This is a genomic window from Rhizobium sp. 05N49, assembly GCF_056396805.1.
In genome coordinates, this window is record NZ_JBFTME010000032.1 from 1 (window position 1) to 16,459 (window position 16,459).

At 58.5% G+C, this 16,459-nt stretch carries 11 protein-coding genes; 8 read left to right on the plus strand and 3 right to left on the minus strand.

Features of this window, described 5'->3' with window-relative positions; translation table 11 throughout:
- Positions 1 to 317: 317 nt before the first annotated feature.
- Entirely contained in the window at positions 318 to 905 is a 588-nt protein-coding gene (locus tag AC1DF8_RS33770) for a response regulator (RefSeq protein ID WP_478157092.1), read from the minus strand.
- A 1,280-nt stretch (positions 906 to 2,185) separates the two neighbouring features.
- On the opposite strand from AC1DF8_RS33770, the gene AC1DF8_RS33775 reads away from it, so the two are divergent.
- A complete protein-coding gene (locus tag AC1DF8_RS33775; protein ID WP_478157094.1) occupies positions 2,186 to 2,872 on the plus strand; it encodes a hypothetical protein in 687 nt (228 codons plus the stop codon).
- A 248-nt stretch (positions 2,873 to 3,120) separates the two neighbouring features.
- Here the strand turns inward: AC1DF8_RS33775 and AC1DF8_RS33780 are convergent, their stop codons facing one another.
- Positions 3,121 to 3,573 (minus strand): ferritin-like domain-containing protein, encoded by a 453-nt coding sequence (locus AC1DF8_RS33780; RefSeq protein WP_113208570.1) that lies wholly within the window; start codon positions 3,571 to 3,573, stop codon positions 3,121 to 3,123.
- 918 nt (positions 3,574 to 4,491) lie between these two features.
- On the opposite strand from AC1DF8_RS33780, the gene AC1DF8_RS33785 reads away from it, so the two are divergent.
- The 3 genes from AC1DF8_RS33785 to AC1DF8_RS33795 all read left to right on the plus strand — a co-directional run bounded on the left by AC1DF8_RS33785 (position 4,492) and on the right by AC1DF8_RS33795 (position 8,350).
- Positions 4,492 to 4,776: an RT0821/Lpp0805 family surface protein gene (locus AC1DF8_RS33785; RefSeq protein ID WP_478157096.1), complete on the plus strand. Its 285-nt coding sequence runs from the start codon at positions 4,492 to 4,494 to the stop codon at positions 4,774 to 4,776.
- Positions 4,777 to 4,979: 203 nt separating this feature from the next.
- Positions 4,980 to 6,833 (plus strand): glycoside hydrolase family 15 protein, encoded by a 1,854-nt coding sequence (locus AC1DF8_RS33790; RefSeq protein ID WP_113208571.1) that lies wholly within the window; start codon positions 4,980 to 4,982, stop codon positions 6,831 to 6,833.
- Between the two features lie 599 nt (positions 6,834 to 7,432).
- Positions 7,433 to 8,350: an SDR family NAD(P)-dependent oxidoreductase gene (locus AC1DF8_RS33795; protein ID WP_478157098.1), complete on the plus strand. Its 918-nt coding sequence runs from the start codon at positions 7,433 to 7,435 to the stop codon at positions 8,348 to 8,350.
- Positions 8,351 to 8,802: 452 nt separating this feature from the next.
- Here the strand turns inward: AC1DF8_RS33795 and AC1DF8_RS33800 are convergent, their stop codons facing one another.
- Positions 8,803 to 9,576, minus strand: coding sequence for an SDR family oxidoreductase (locus tag AC1DF8_RS33800; protein ID WP_478157100.1), 774 nt, complete (start codon positions 9,574 to 9,576; stop codon positions 8,803 to 8,805).
- A gap of 473 nt (positions 9,577 to 10,049) precedes the next feature.
- On the opposite strand from AC1DF8_RS33800, the gene AC1DF8_RS33805 reads away from it, so the two are divergent.
- The 4 genes from AC1DF8_RS33805 (at position 10,050) to ligD (ending at position 16,435) form a co-directional block, all read left to right on the plus strand.
- The gene (locus tag AC1DF8_RS33805; RefSeq protein WP_113208573.1) at positions 10,050 to 10,505 is read left to right on the plus strand and encodes a DUF883 domain-containing protein; all 456 of its coding nucleotides are present in this window, start codon (positions 10,050 to 10,052) and stop codon (positions 10,503 to 10,505) included.
- Positions 10,506 to 10,834: 329 nt separating this feature from the next.
- Entirely contained in the window at positions 10,835 to 11,032 is a 198-nt protein-coding gene (locus AC1DF8_RS33810) for a DUF2934 domain-containing protein (RefSeq protein ID WP_113208574.1), read from the plus strand.
- Between the two features lie 1,286 nt (positions 11,033 to 12,318).
- Positions 12,319 to 12,606 carry a hypothetical protein gene (locus AC1DF8_RS33815; RefSeq protein ID WP_210301450.1) on the plus strand — a complete coding sequence of 96 codons (288 nt, stop codon included), beginning with the start codon at positions 12,319 to 12,321 and terminating at the stop codon, positions 12,604 to 12,606.
- A 1,147-nt stretch (positions 12,607 to 13,753) separates the two neighbouring features.
- A complete protein-coding gene (gene ligD / locus AC1DF8_RS33820) occupies positions 13,754 to 16,435 on the plus strand; it encodes a DNA ligase D (RefSeq protein ID WP_113208576.1) in 2,682 nt (893 codons plus the stop codon).
- Positions 16,436 to 16,459 lie beyond the last annotated feature (24 nt).

The window sequence follows — 16,459 nt, forward strand, 5'->3', positions numbered from 1 at the left end:
GTGGGAAGCCCGGCTGCCGGCCGGCGGTCAGGCAACGCCGATGACCTATATGACCGATGACAACAAGCAATATGTCGTCATGGTTGCGGGCGGCCACGGTTCGGTCGGCACCAAGCCGGGCGACTACGTGATCGCCTACTCGCTCCCGTGAGCATTGGAGCCACAATCGACCCCGCCAATCCGGCTCATGCCAGCGCATCATCAGCTATGTCTGTTGTCGCGGGTAGGAACGGTATGGAGGGAGACCGATCTTCTCGCTGCCAGGGGGCTGCCCTGATGCCCGGCTCCTCGCATAGGCGGTGTTTCCAGCGCCAATGTCAGGTTCCGTATGCCGCCGCGGCGACTGGCATTCGTCCCGTAACGTGCCTTGCTGCCGCGGCCCAATCAGTTGGTTTTGTGAAAACCTTGGCGTTGCGATAAAAGGGTGGACGGGACATTTCGTCATAGCCAGTCACGAAGGCGAAGGGGATCTGCCGCATCGCGAGGAAGGCTGCAACAGGATAAACCGTCTCCCCCGAGAGATTGACGTCGAGCAGCGCCCCATCCAGGTCAAACTCGTGCTCTGCAATTTCGAGGGCTGCCGACATCGTGGGAACCGCGAGCACTTGAGCTCCAAGGGTCCTTAACCGCTCCATCGCCTCGGACGCGGTGTAATAGTCGTCTTCGACAAGAAGAAAGCGATAGCCTTCCAGGCCCGTGTGTAAGGCAAATTTTGCCCGTGCCGCGATCCGGCAGAGATCTTCCAGCTTGTCGCGCTCCACCAGACCATGTCGGTACATCCGCATGATGTAATGCGCAAAGCCTCTCCGATTCGCCGCCCCTTGAGAAAACCACGGTTCGGAACTGACCGTGATAAAGACATCACGCATCACCTGAAGGTCGCCAGGAGTGTAAATGCCATGCATTAAACTCTGCCCCATGCTGACCCCCGTCGTTTGGATTGAGACCGCATTCTTTCACTCCGGCCGCTTGGGATCAACCTAAGATCGCCGACTCAGACCGCTAGGACTGCTACCGTACCGAAGGTCTATTTTGGATCTGAGACGTAAAATTGCTTGACGAGACGCGGATCAGCGTGCCCGACGCCTGGGTGGGAAAGAACCGATGCTATGTCGTTCTGCAGGAGCGAGCAGCGGCTGTGGGAAAGTACTGCGCCAAGGCGAGAAGGAGTCGCTGCGTACCACGCAAGGCACGCCTCACGGCATGAAAGAACTTGATCGCTGCCCGCCGAGCCAGGGTATCCGCAAATGTACGCTACCGCACGGAAACAACCAGGGCTGGCGCAGGGTTGGGCGGCATCGGAATGAGGACGCCTGGATCGCGACGCCTGCAATGGTTGGCGACCTGCGCAATGGAGATAAGAGTGATGAATAGGAATGTCCTTGTGGATCTGGTGATCATCGTGGTCCTGTCGGTTATGGCCTTCGTGATTTTTTCTGGCGGCCCTGCCACCCGTGATGTGGGGTCGCCAAAGGCACCTTCTCCACCGGCCGGATCTTCGACTGCACCGCCTTCCAACGCGCCTGCTCAATGAGAGGAGGTTAGCCTCCCTTGCGCTCTAAAGTGCGTGTAGGTCGGTGCTTTATTGGCGACACCAGTAACTTGTGCTGGTCTACTGCCCCACGTACTGGTCAGCGGGTCCAGCAGGCGCGATCGAGCCGCGGTTGGATACGACACTCGTCTCCAGCGTCGATCAAGACTGCGTCTCGGACGTCAAGGCGAGAAACTCGCCAACGCCTTCAAGAAGCAGGCTTCCTGCAACAATCGCGCCCACCTTGCTGGCGGTCTGGGCAAAGGTCCCATGCCATTCGAACACCGGGGCAGCTCAAGAGAAAGGCTTATACTGAGGCTGGCCTATACGGAGGCGACTTCGCATCCCCGACCGAAAACAGGGTCGCGCAGGTTTCGAAACGGGGGAAGGCAGCAGCGCTGTCAGCGCGGATAGAGGTCGTAGCCGGCGGCGCCTCCCAGTGCGAGGAACGCTCCAAATTTTCACGGTCCCTGTTCAGATGCCACCCGCGCGAATTCCGTCTCGATTGTGAAGTGCCAAGCATAATTATCGCGGCTGAGAGTGTCGCAGCGCCAGGTGCATCCGCGATGTCCCGCCGTCCTGACGCTCCGGTCATGCGCGGTGTTCTTTCACATGAGATAGCCTCGGGATACGGCAGGCATCTGTCAGGCTGCGATGACCCTGCTCGCCCTCGATCCGCCGCCAACCATTGTTGCATCATGGAGTTCCCAGCCAAAAGACGGGTTTCAAGTTAAAGCCTTTTCAGTTTCTCTAGATCGTCTGGCAGACGCGCGCTGTGGAACATCCGGTGTAGAGGCTTGTTCGAAGAGGATGACAGATGCCCGCACAGCCTTTCAGGACGCGCTCGCCGAGATATCAGCGCTTAGCTATCCATGCGACGAGCGCTTTTCATTCCGGTTCTCGGTAGAATATCTCAGGAAAGATTTGACCTGTTACCAGTTCAGGGCCCGGAGCTGCAGCGGGCTTGTCCAAATTGACGGGCATCGCATTGACGTGAGTGGTGGCATTATCACCCGCCTGCCCGGAGCGTTGGCCGTAGCGGTCATTGATGCCTTTGAAGACAATGCCGTCATCGCGTTTTATAGAGGACGAAACGTGCGGCTGGGACGAATTACCTCCGAACTTTCAACTCAATTCGCGACCATCCCGGAGGTCCTCCTCGTCGAGATCATAACCCAACAGGACGCTGATGGGCCGATGCCTTTGTCCTTGACCCGCATTGCCTTGGCAGGGTTTGAAGCCGGCGCCCTAGGATCGCCAGCAGCAAACGGCCTTGGGGCACAAGAAGAAGACGATGTCGTTCATCCCTATTGGTGTCGCGACAGATACATTGCTCTGTAGCGGCAGCGGCCGGACCGTTTTCTGCCTCGGAACCAGAGCACGAAAAACTGCCTGGACGAACCTCGCAAGCCGTCTATCCTTCTCGCGCAGCGCACGGGTAAGCCAGGCTCGGCCCCATGGCAAGGCAGGCGCTCACATGGTGCTCGCTGTCGTTCTGGCCGAGCGTCCCGCAACGAGACGACCGCGGTCGACGTCGATCAGGTCGCCGTCCCCGGCTCGATTAAGGGCATAGTTCTGAAGTGGGGCAGTCAGGATAGTGTGTCCGCCGTCGTGCTCATCCATGCCCGATGACGTTCCTCATCCAGGTGTGCACTCATGAAAAACGCCTTCGTGGCCGGGATGGCATCCTCGTGCCGGATTGCACGCTCATACGCGGTGACGGTATCGTCCTCGTTCGTTTTCATCGCCTTAAGGATGGCGGCATCGCCCATAACTTCCGCGAGAGCGATCTTGCCAGTCGTCAGCATCTTCTTCAAATCGCCTCCGGGCGGCGCCTGCACACCCAACTCGCGGGCCATCTCGGTAAGCACCTTAAGGTGTTGTAGATGGTCCTGTTTGAATATTGCGATTTGTGCACTGAGCTCCCTGTTGTCAAGCCGAGCCATGCAGGACTCGTAGGCAGCGATCGCGTCGTGCTCAAGAGAGATCAGATCCGTTACCAGCTCTTTGATACTAGATTCCTCGCCGACCATCGTGACCATGTTGCTTCCTCTTTGCGATGTTTCCCGGCACCAATGGTCGAGGGGCATCGATGTTCCCCAAATTCGGGGAACTGTCCGCTGCCGTACACATATCACTTCGTGGGACGTGACAACTCAAGTTCGAGCTGCTCGCCACTCCCCGCGATCATTAAGGCGATCCGAGAACCGACAGGCGAAAACGCGTAGGGGAACAATTATGTGAAGCAGCCATTATCTTCTCGAACGAGAGGAGGCTCGATGTTCGTTCTGCTGACAATCTTGAGCGCCCTGATTGCCACAATGTTCGTGGCCTCGGTTGTGGCGACCATTCATGAACTGAAAAGGGATAGTGCCGACAAACGGCCATCGCGTGGCGCACTTCCATGGTAGCATCGCCAGCAGCCTGCTGAGCCTATAAACAGCTTCACTGAAGAAGGTTCAGTTCTTTTCCACACGTCGAATTCTGCGCCAAAGTCCATCAAGCGTCGTTACTGGTCGTTAGTGCTCAAGCACCTGTTTAACCGTCGGCCACCCTCACCGATTTCGCTCCGAAACATCCTACCCCAGGCCCCGATCGACAACCACGTTGCGAAATCGATCGACGTTGCGGAACAAACTGATCGTATGCAAGTCTTTATGACGGGATCGCGTGGCGGGCCTGTTCTCGCCCGTTCCTCTGTTCGCGCTGAGGCCGCGCGGTCCCACCAAGCACCTCCAGCTCAACTAGGCTGCAAGCGTTGTTCAAACGACATTTTCGCTCATGGCGTTCCGCGGATCGTATCGCTGTGGGTATCGGGTCATGGACATTCGACACCTCAACCGGAATTGGGTCAGGGGTCATCGTCATCTTCTAAGATTGCCGACGACCGTTGTGGTCGGTTACTCATAAGCCATCGCAATAATAGTGACGTGCAATGGGCGAAACGATTTATCTAGCAGATGAATCCGAAGCATTTCATCACGGCCACGGCCACGGGCGCGGCTCTGGCGGCATGTTCACAAGTTGAGCCTCTTGGGACGCCGCTCGCACGGGTGCCGCTGCTTGCGCCGGCCGATCAAGCAGTGATTGCAAATACCGTCGGACGTAGTCCTGTCGGCGCAACCGCGCTGGCCTGGGCCAATCCATCAACGGGCAGCGTGGGTGTCATTGAAGAGATCGATGCCAGCATCGACGGTCGGAATGGACGCCGCGGTTTTGTGACCAGCCGGCAATCGCTCGAATAACGCGCTTCAACGGCGTTGCCTGCCCGTCCGGTGACAGTTGGAAACTCACTGACCAATAAGGGTCGATTTCAGCTAAGCCCAATCTCTCTGGTCACTCTGATTGCTGATTGGTCAGGTTGTTCTTTCAAATCCGGACTGGAGCCGCGATCCCGGGACCCATCTGGTCTATCATGCGTTTCCTCGTGGTTTGCATGGAGCACTTCATGGATCCGCGAACGAAATCCAATCGCCTGTCGCCGCAATCCCGTAGAGAAGTCACTGTGCCGAGGCCGATTTCGGATCACGGTGTTATCGGCGATCTCGCCACGATGGCGTTGATTGCCAAGGACGGTGCCATCGATTTCATGTGCTGGCCGAATTTCGACAGCCCGACGATTTTTGCGGGCCTTCTCGACCCGGAGCGCGGCGGTGTCTTCGAACTTCGCCCCGAGATCGAGGACGCGCGGGTGACGCAGCAATATCTGCCGGATACGAACGTCTTGCTCACGCGTTGGATGGGCAAGGATGCAAGTGCCGAATTGACCGATTTCATGGCTGTAAGGGACAGCGACAGCGATAGCCCGACGACGGTTGGGCGCCGGCTTCGGGCAACACGTGGCGAAGTTCTCTTTACGATGCACTGCGCACCGCGTTTCGACTACGCCCGCGAACCGGTGGCGCCCGATGTCGACGAAACCGTTGCGTTGTGGCGGCCGTCGCAAGCTCAAGGCTTCCGTCTCTCTGCGAACTTTGCGCTCACGGCCGATGCTACCGCCGTCCGCGCCAGCGGTAGGTTCGTGGCCGGTGAAACGGCCGATTTCATTCTTTCGAGCATCGATGACGGGCAAATCGCGATCCCGGAGATCGATGACTTCGAAAATGCCACCATCACCTTCTGGCAGGATTGGGCCGCGAAATCCACGTATCGTGGCCGCTGGCGGGAAATGGTCATCAGATCCGCCCTGTCGCTGAAATTGATGACGTCGCGGCGTCACGGCTCTATCGTCGCTGCGGGAACGTTCGGCTTGCCGGAAGCGTTCGGCGGCACTCGAAACTGGGACTACCGCGCAACCTGGATCCGCGACGCTTCCTTCACCGTCTATGCCTTAATGCGCCTCGGCTACAGGCAGGAGGCTGAAGCCTTTAATTCCTGGATCGGCAAGCGCGCCATGAAATGTGGCGCCGGTGGCAAACTCGACATCATGTATGCCGTCGATGGCAGCCAGGTGCCTGACGAGATCAGCCTGGATAGCCTGTCCGGTTATGGAGGGTCACGTCCCGTGCGGATCGGCAACGGGGCAGCAGAACAGTTCCAGCTCGATATATATGGCGAGCTAATGGATGCGATCTACCTGAGCAACAAATACGGCCACGCTATCTCGCACGATGGCTGGAACGGCGTGCGCGAAGTGATCGACTACGTCTGCCAACATTGGCGAGACGCGGACGCCGGCATCTGGGAAATGCGCCGCGAGCCGCAGCACTTTCTCCATTCCCGGCTGATGTGCTGGGTTGCCGTTGACCGTGCAATCCGACTTGCGAGCAAACGATCTCTTGCCGCGCCCTTCAGCAAGTGGATCGATGTCCGCAACGATATATACGAGGATATCTGGGCGAACTTCTGGAACGAGGAGAAAGGGCATTTTGTCCAGACCAGGGGTGGAGATAGTCTCGATGCTTCCCTGTTGCTGATGCCGCTGGTGCGCTTTGTCAGCGCAACGGATCCTCGATGGCTCGCGACCCTCGATGCCATTGGAAAAACCTTGGCCGATGACGGCGTGGTTTATCGCTACAAGAACGCGGATGGGTTGAGAGGCAGGGAAGGCGCATTTTCAGCTTGCTCTTTCTGGTATGCTGAATGCCTTGCGCGAGCCGGGGACCTGAAGAAGGCCCGCCGCGTGTTTGAATCCGTCCTCAATTACGCCAATGATCTCGGACTCTACGCAGAGGAATTCGATGTTCGCGGAGATTTGCTTGGCAATTTCCCGCAAGCGTTCACGCATCTGGCCCTAATCAGTGCAGCCTATTATCTCGACCGCGAACTTGACCGGCGCAACGATCAGGAATGGCGACCGTAAGATGCGCTGGCTCGCCGCTCTGCCAGTGCAGCAATCCAGGCAGCTACGCGGGGTGTCTTCGTTTGGGGCCGTCGCGTTTCCGTGAGGACCGCCCGGCTTCTTGGCGGCGATGGCTTTTGCAATTTCACCAGAGGGAGGAGACCTCTACCCAACAGCGCTTGCGGTTCGACCCTGCTCACAATTCTCGATGCGGTATTGTTCTCGCAGACGGCTTGGAGACGGCCAGCAACGGCCCGTCAAGACGCAAGGCCCCGGTGGGAGCATTGCGTTGACATGGAGAGCGCGAAGTCCCGGCCTCATCACACAAGCAGAATTGCACGGGCGAGCACTATCCCGAGCGGCCACAAAAGCATTGGAACTTTTGCTGATAGTTGAGGTTCGATGCGCGGATCGTGCGGCGAATCTGTCGTACTCAGACCCTCGTGGCTGCCTTGCGGCGCGCGCCACTCTGTTGTCGTGCTCCTCAACAGCCCTCTAAATGAGAAGGATATCGTGGACAACATCGGCGTCACGGTACAGCCCGGTTGGCTAGTAGCCGAGGCTTGCAAAAGGCTTGGGCCAGCCACCCTCAGCTCAAGCGTCTCGGAGCCTTGAGTTAGATGAGCGCGACCTCAAAAGACCACCGAGCCATCGTCATTACCGGCGCATCCAGCGGCATAGGACGTGCAACGGCCGTCGCATTTGCCGCTCGCGGGGACCGACTGATTCTTGCAGCGCGCGATCGTTCGACACTTGAAACTGTCGCCGCTGAATGCATCGAACTGGGCGCGAGCGTCGAGTTCCGGTCGACTGATGTCTCGGACGAGAGACAAGTCGATGATCTCGCATCCCTTGCTGTCACCGCGTTCGGCAGGATTGACTTGTGGATAAACTGCGCGGCAGTCCTAGCGTTCGGACCCTTCTCGGAACTGCCGGCGGATATGTTTCGTCGGGTCATCGACGTCAATCTCATCGGAACCGTCCATGGATCGCGCGCCGCGATCAAAACGTTTCAGAAGCAGAATAACCGAGGCACGCTCGTCAACGTCGGCTCGATGCTGTCAATGTTCGCGGAGCCCTATCTCAGCGCCTATGTCGCCAGCAAGTTTGCCATCCGCGGGTTTTCGGCAGGGCTGCGCCAGGAGCTCGCGCACCATCCGGGTATTCATGTCTGCACGGTGCTTCCGGTGGCTATCGACACGCCCATCTACCAGAAAGCCGCAAATGTCATGGGCCGACCCGTACGTTCGATCGTGCCGCTTTACAGGACGCAGGTTGTCGCCCGAACGATTGTCGGCCTTGCTGTTCAGCCGAGGGCGGAAACGATAGCCGGGGGGTACGGATACCTGCTCGACATACTCAACCGCATGTCGCCTCATCTGGTGTCTTATGTGAGCAGTTGGCTGGCGCCGAAATTGCAATTTGAACAAGGCTCCGCGGTTAAGACCGCAGGCAACGTGTTCATAAGTCATGGCCCTCGCACCATCGATGGTGGATGGCGGCATTATTGGAAAGAACGGCTGCGGGTCTATCGGTAAGCGAGATGTGTCTTTTGAGGCGGCGCGAGAACAACACCCATGAAAGCCCCGCCCGGGAGGAGCGCAGAATGAAGGTTCAGACGCTATGGGTGGCAATGGTTGCGTTACTATTGAATGTGGCAAATGGGTGGCCAGCCTCGCATATTTGGTGCGGCCAAGGCCGTTCAAGCGGTCACAGCGAGCTGATGCAGAGGGGGCTTCGATTGCTTCTCATGATGCCGTTACGCGTACCAGTGGCCGGTTTGCTTTCCTTCCGGGCTGTCCGTTAGATCGCGAAGCTCAAGCGTGTGATCTATAACAACCCGGCTTTTGAACATGTAGCCCGCTCTCTGTGGAGGGTGGAGCACGAACCTGAGGAAAAGACAGTTTTTGCCGCCGCGCCCTGTCGGGACAGAGCCGTCAACAAAGCAGCACGAACCGCTATCGGAAATCGCGTAGCGCGGGCGCCTACCTTATCGCAAGAGGCCCTGGCCGCCATCGACCCAGACCGGTGAACCGGTCATGTGGCGGGCATCATCTGACGCGAGAAAGGCGATTACGGAGGCGACATCCCTGCTTCTGCCGGGCCTTCCCCCCGTGATCGGGACTTGCCCTTCGGGCCAGACAACCGGTATCGCCGTCTCCTCCTCCTGGCGAAGGTCCGTATTGCTTTCGATGTTCGTCTCGATTTCACCGGGGCAGACGGCGTTGATCCTTATATGATGGCGGGCTAGTTCAAGTGCGAGCTGCTGCACCATCGCCACCTGCCCTGCCTTGGTCGCCGTATAGGCCGTTGCGCCCGGCGTCGTAAATGTTCGCGTTCCATTGATCGAGGACACGACGACGATTGCGCCACCCCCCGCACGCTTCAAGTGAGGCACCGTCGTGTGGATCGTCAGGAAGGTGCCCGTGAGGTTGATCGCGATGGTGCGGTTCCATTCCTCGAGCGTCAGATCATCGATCGGCGCCCACACGCCATTGATGCCGGCATTGGCGACAACAGCATCGAGCCTGCCGGCCTGTGCGACGAGACCGTCGACGGCATTCCGCATCTCCTGTTCGTTGGAGATGTCGGCCTTTAGCAGTATGGCTTCACCGCCGCGTGCGCCGATCTCATGCGTGGTGACAGCGATTTCGGCCTCTGTGTGACCAAGCACGCCAACCTTATATCCGCGAGAAGCCAGCAGGACGGCTGTCGCCTTGCCAATACCCGATCCTGCTCCCGTCACCAGCGCGACCTTCGTCATGTCCGATCTCCTGCGTTCGCCGGGGGGCGGCGCCCCCAACCTTGATGATGATGCCCTGGTCAGGTCGTAGAGTGATATCGCCACCGGTTATGCCTTTCGCGATCAAAGGACGAGATGTCGCCACACCCTTCGCTCATTCAGGATCTCTGGCGAAGAGATTGAAACGACAAGAGCGGTGGCCGGTTCCGGTACGAGAACGTACAGTTGCCTGCGAGTGCGCGACACCTTCTTTAAAGGCATTTATCGTGTCGGATAATTCGGTTGAGCATGCTGTCTTTCGTGACGGTTGCGACCCATACCTTTAGCCGTGGCGTGAATGCGCCGATCAGTTATCTTCACCGCTCCCGTGGCCTGTTCTTCTTTCATCTCTACGCTCTTCAGCTTCTTTGGAACTCTGCATCGTCAAGGCTGTTCATGACGTGATGGGACGGGGCTTTCAACTGCGCCGTCACCGAGCAAGCCAGGAGGCACATATGGACAAAGTTCCAGCGGTCGTTGACTTGGAGCAGGACGGTACCGAGCACCGGGCGATACCCGTCTATAAACCTGAAAAAGGCCCGGAAGAGACTTCCCCGGCATCTCAACCACGATCGCCGAACGTTTCGTCCCAAGCTGAACCCTTCCAGTTCGCACCACCCGGCAACCTTGTTCGCGACGATGTCGCTCCCCTTGTCGATCTTGCTCTTGCGAGCGTACGAGATCATGACCGCGTGTCAGCGAGCGTATCGCCGGACGAAGAACTGGAAGCTCTCCGCGCCGAGGTAAGCAGGCTGCGGGAGAGCGTTGCCGAGATTGGTTCGGCGTCCGCCCGCGTCCTGCGCGCAAGAAGCGAAGGCCTGGTGGATGATGCCCGCGCCCGGATTAGGGAACACCCTTTCGGCGCTGTGGCCTGCGCCCTGATCGTCGGTTTTTTATTCGGCAGGATATGAGATTTTGCCATGAATGAGACCGCTATAATCGAGCTGCCGCACACGAGGCGATCCCAGGGCGCGCGTCGATTGGTCGTTCGAGCGTGCGCTCGAAGGGAACCAAGGTCACACTCTGGAAGTTCGAAATAGATACGTCACTACGACAAAAATAAAAGCTAGTGGAGATCGCGGTGAACAAGTCAAACCAATCGGAGACAAGCACGAAGAGTATACCAGCCTCTAGCGCCTCATCGAGGAAAGCGAGCAACAGAATTGGCTCCGCGGCCTGACGAGAAAGGAGAAGCTCTTGCCGATCGGAAATACCGAGATAAAAAGAAGAACAGAAGTTGATGGAATTGTTCAACCAGGATCGTGACGACTGGATCGCTAGACGGGCATACGATCTATGGGAACATGCCGGGCGGCCCTTTGGCCACGAAGCCGATCATTGGGATCAAGCTTCAATCGAATATGATCTGGCCAATCCCTTGCCCGCCAAGAAAGCAGTGACTGATGAAGGGTCGCGCCGACTGACGATCCTTCGTTGACTTTGTTTATTTGCCACGCGAAAGCTGCGCGGCGGGCCAGCAGGAACTCTCGCAGATCCAGAGAGCGAACCTGCTGCGGCCGACGGCAGGTACGGGCGGCGGCCGATACCGCGGCGATTGCGCACAGAAACGAACCAGGTTTGAAAGGGATCGTGGTTCGTCCAATGTGGTTTCCACCTCAGTTCTGAGCCCCTCCTCCCTCCAACGGGATCCTAGATTGAGAAGGTCCTGCAGGAGCAGGGTCGGTTAGCTGACCCTGCAGCAACGCCACCCAAGCAAACACGGCTCCCACAAAAATGGCCGCGATTGCGATTGCCCAGAGCGAGCGGGCTGTCCCGGCTCGCCCCCCACGCTTTCCTTGAGCTTCATATTCGGTTGACCTCTTTGTTGATCCGTAAGGGTCATAGTCCGTCATGTCACTCTCCTGAAATCAATGCCGGCAAGAGGGTCAATAGGACGAGCGGCTGGTGTTCCCGAGGGTCCGCTCTTTAATAATCCTCCGCTTGCATGTTTGCTTCGTCTTGCGCGCTTGTCCGTTGCCAGCCGAGACGCCTGGATGAGGCGATCCGCACATCCCTGCTTTAGGCAACCGATCCAGCTTCGGCTTTTCGGGCGGAGCATTTGCATGGTCGCTCGCGGCCGACAATGAGAAGGAAACTCGTCCTGCGTCGAAAGGATGCTGTACGGCTCCGTACAGTGCTGGCGAGCCGGATTTAAAGAGCGACAAGGTCGAACAGCTTGTCAGATCCGGGATGGACACCGATGCTCAGGTACGAAACGCGAGCTCATCGGACGCGGTGGTGAAGCGGAGCACCGGACGCCACGAAGGAACGCTGTCTTCCAATTGGAGACATTGGTCCTGGGAGATGATCAGTTCAGAGGCGTCTAGTCCCCGCCTCAGTGAAGTTTGCACTGGCCGCTGGGGATATTCGTTTCGAGGAACGGGCGGTCCACTTGTTAATCTGCCCTCACCCGCTTTGTGGACGCGATTCGCTGCCAGCGGCGGAGCATACCGCGACTAGCCGCACTTGAGGTGAAGCATGCGGAGCACCAGTCGAAGCATCGTAACGGGAACTCATCCTCGTGCTTCTTGTTCGTGCCGGACGAGAGCGAAGAAGAAGATCGACGATCGACAAGCCGTGCCTTTCGCCACGGCAAAAAGCTATGCGCCGTCAGCCTGACGACGACGGCACGACAGGACGCAGATGCGAACCAGCACGCGATCGCCACAAGTGAGGCATGTATTTTACGGCAATTGCCGGTGTAAATGAGAAAGGGAGCAACCAATGCTGAAAGACATACGCTTATCTGGCGGGATCGCAGCGATCATAGTCAGCCTCGCGGGCTGTGCTGCGCAGCCGACGACAAGCTCGCCTGCTGGCATGCGACCGCTTCCCGGCAGCCTCACCTACGGGGGCAAGGTTGTCCACTCCCGCTATAAACCTGGAACCGTGGTAAAGAATTCCTTCCTGGGCAAATTTGGATATCGTGTATTCGAACGCTACGTCGTACAGCCTGACGGAACGCTGAAACTCACATACCAGATGACCGGCCCCGATTTCCTGTGGGACTAATTCCGTTCCTGGTGCGCCCCTGATGGGGGCGCGATCGTGTTTTGCAAAGCAGGGCATCGGCGTCAAGCTTGTCTTATCGCAGCGCATTAGCCCATGGAGGCGACTGGTGCGGCATCGGCAGCCGGTGCAAATCCAGTCGTTCCGGGTCAATAGCGAGTTCAGGTCAAGTTTCCTGAAGATGATCGTGTTCCACATGGCACGCTGGAAAGTCGGCGATCAAATAATCATCGCCCAAAGCGGCGCCCGGCCTGTCCTCCTGCCTGCCTCGGCTCCGCGAGGGCCATCGATTTGCCACTATGATCTGGAGATTGGTCTCGTAGCCTCATCCTCGCCCGCGCACGTCTCCCCCGTGGCGGGCATCTTTCATTCGAACTATTCAGGATCTCTGGCCCCCCGCAACCATTTGGTCATTTTGGGTTGGGCAGCGGTGGTGGATCAGCTGACTGGTGCGTGGCGCTTCCAGCCCCAGCTCGAACTAGCCAGATTTGCGGAACTTTTTCGGCCGTTGGCCGGCTGCTTGGAAAAGCGAGTGCAGATTGTGGCCAGCCAAGGGAACGGGAGGACGCGAAAGTACCGGCGGTTGGTCGGTTCATCAACGACCTGCGGCAGCCATTCACGCCGCTCCTGCGCCATGAGATGCGGCGCCCTCTTCCGCCAAGAAGAGGGCGAAAGTCATGTCCACGCTCACCGAAAGGCAGGATCATCTCGCATCCCGTTCCCTCTGGAGATCAGCGCGTTGCCTCCCGACGAACTCGATAAGTACCCATTTGAGTCGAGGCCGCCACTTAATCATCATCATAGACGAAGACCGCACCCTCTCGTGCGACAGGACGACGACAGGCCGCTCTTCGAGAGGCTGTTGTTGTGAGAAGCCTAGCTCACCTTGAGGACTAACAATACGGACGGATCGGGGATTAAAGCGAGCCTCGATCGCGATGTGCTGCGGTCTGTAGCGGAACAAAATCAACCTTTGCACGCTTCTGGTAGCGAGGTCGCCGGCCGGTCAGCCGGAACGGACGGGGATGCACGACGCTGTTCAAGGCTTCGTCGCCACGAAGCGCCAGTTGAGATCCTTCCTGTCCTTGCCGATCCGCGCCGATCTGTCCTCCGCTTTAGAGGCGGACGACGAATTCGTAAGGGGAATACAATGGCCAGCGACAAGCTCTCGACCTACAAGCAAAAGCGAGACTTCAAGAAGACGCAGGAGCCGAGCGGCCAGGCCAAGCTGAGAGCATCGAACCGGAGGCGCTTCGTGATCCAGAAGCACGATGCCACGCGTCTGCATTACGACCTTCGCCTCGAGCTGGACGGGGTCTTCAAATCCTGGGCAGTAACGAAGGGACCCTCTCTCGATCCGCAAGACAAGCGGCTGGCTGTCGAGGTAGAGGACCATCCCCTCGACTATGGGGACTTCGAGGGAACGATCCCCAAAGGCCAGTATGGCGGCGGCACGGTGATGCTATGGGATCGCGGCTATTGGGAGCCGGAGGGCAACAAGAGCCCGCAACAAGCTCTGGCAAAAGGTGATTTCAAGTTTTCCCTGGAGGGCGAACGTCTTCGTGGCAGCTTCGTGCTGGTGCGCATGCGCAACGACCGTGACGGCGGCAAACGGACCAACTGGCTGTTGATCAAGCATCATGACGATTTTTCTGTCGAGGAGAATGGCGCCGCCGTGCTCGACGACAATGAAACCTCGGTCGCCTCTGGCCGGACAATGGCAGCGATTGCTGCCGGCAAGGGAAGAAAACCGAAGCCGTTCATGGTGGAAAGCGCTGACGTGCAGGCGGATGCGGTGTGGGACAGCGACCGGGGTCTGGCAGCCGAGGAGCGCGCCACCGGCCCTAAAGCCAGACGGCAGACAAAGGCGACAGAGATAGCAAAGTCATCCATTTCACCAACGTCAAACATGCCTGACTTCATTTCGCCGCAGCTATGCGAAACACGCGAGCGCCCACCTGGCGCTGCCGGGTGGATCCACGAAATCAAGTTCGACGGCTACCGCATCCAGATGCGGGTCAATGACGGCGACGTTACGTTGAAGACACGCAAGGGCCTGGACTGGACAGCAAAGTACCCGGCGATCGCCGGATCCGCCTCGGGTCTTCCTGATGCGATAATCGACGGTGAAATCTGCGCTCTCGATGAAAATGGTGCACCCGATTTCGCAGCACTTCAGGCAGCGCTATCTGAAGAAAAAACAGACGAACTGGTGTTCTTTGCCTTCGACATGATGTTTGAGGGCGAGGAAGATCTGCGCCAGCGTCCCTTGAGCGAGCGGAAGAGCCGCCTGCAGAGAGTGCTCATCGACGCCGGCGAAGATCCGCGGCTGCGTTTCGTCGAACATTTTGAGACTGGCGGGGACGCGGTCTTAAGATCGGCATGCAAGCTTTCCCTTGAAGGCATTGTCTCGAAACAGGCCGAAGCTGCTTACCAATCGGGACGCACCGAGACCTGGGTCAAGTCAAAGTGCCGCGCCGGGCACGAGGTGGTCGTTGGCGCCTATGCAAAGACAAACGGCAAATTCCGCTCGCTGCTTGTTGGTGTCAATCGGGGCGACCATTTCGTCTATGTGGGACGTGTCGGGACGGGATATGGTGCAAGCAAGATCGAGACGCTTCTGCCCAAGCTGCGCGCATTGGAAACGAACCGATCGCCATTTACCGGCATGGGTGCGCCGAAGAAGGACGCGGAGATTGTCTGGGTGAAGCCGGAGTTGGTGGCCGAGATTGAGTTTGCCGGCTGGACCGCCGACGGGCTTGTCCGGCAGGCGGCCTTCAAGGGTCTTCGTGAGGACAAGCCTGCAACGGAGGTCGTCGCCGAGAAGCCCGCCGCGCCCGATAAGGCAGGCACTCCCGATCCAGCGACATCTGCCAAGCCGAAACAAGAGGCCAAGCGCCTCCGCAAAGGTGGCAAGGAAGATGTCATGGGCGTTTTGATCTCCAACCCCGACAAGTCGCTCTGGCCGGATGCCAACGACGGCGAACCGGTGTCGAAGGCCGATCTCGCCCGCTATTACGAAGCGGTCGGTTCCTGGATGATCGACCATATCAAGGGACGGCCGTGCTCGATAATCCGTTCGCCGGATGGCATTGGCGGCGAGCAATTTTTCCAGCGCCACGCGATGCTCGGCACCTCGAATCTTCTGGAGCTGGTCAAGGTATTTGGCGACAAGAAGCCCTATCTCCAGGTCGATCGGATCGAAGGCCTGGCCGCCATTGCCCAGATCGGCGGGGTCGAGCTGCATCCATGGAATTGCGAACCTAGGCAGCCGGAAGTACCGGGCCGCCTTGTCTTTGACCTCGATCCTGGCCCGGATGTCTCCTTCGCGACCGTTGTCAAGGCAGCTCGCGAAATGCGCGACCGACTAGAAGAACTCGGGCTCGTCAGCTTCTGCAAGACAACTGGGGGTAAGGGATTGCACGTCATCACGCCGCTTGCTGTGCCGAAAGGCAAGAAGCTGATCTGGGCCGAGGCGAAGGGATTTGCCCATGACGTCTGCCTGCACATGGCTCGCGACAATCCAGAACTTTACCTTATCAAGATGGCGAAGAACCAGCGCAACGGCCGCATCTTCCTCGACTATTTGCGAAATGACCGGATGGCGACCGCCGTCGCTCCTCTGTCGCCACGGGCGCGGCCAGGCGCTACGGTGTCGATGCCGCTGACCTGGAGCCAGGTCAAAACCGATCTCGATCCGAAACGTTTTACCATCCGCACCGTGCCGACGCTGCTTGCCAAGACGAATGCCTGGCAGGACTATTGCGATGGGCAGCGATCTCTCGAGCAGGCGATCAAGCGTCTGGCAAAGGCGACGAGACAGGCCGCTTGACCAGCGGCCCGGTCGCCGACCGGC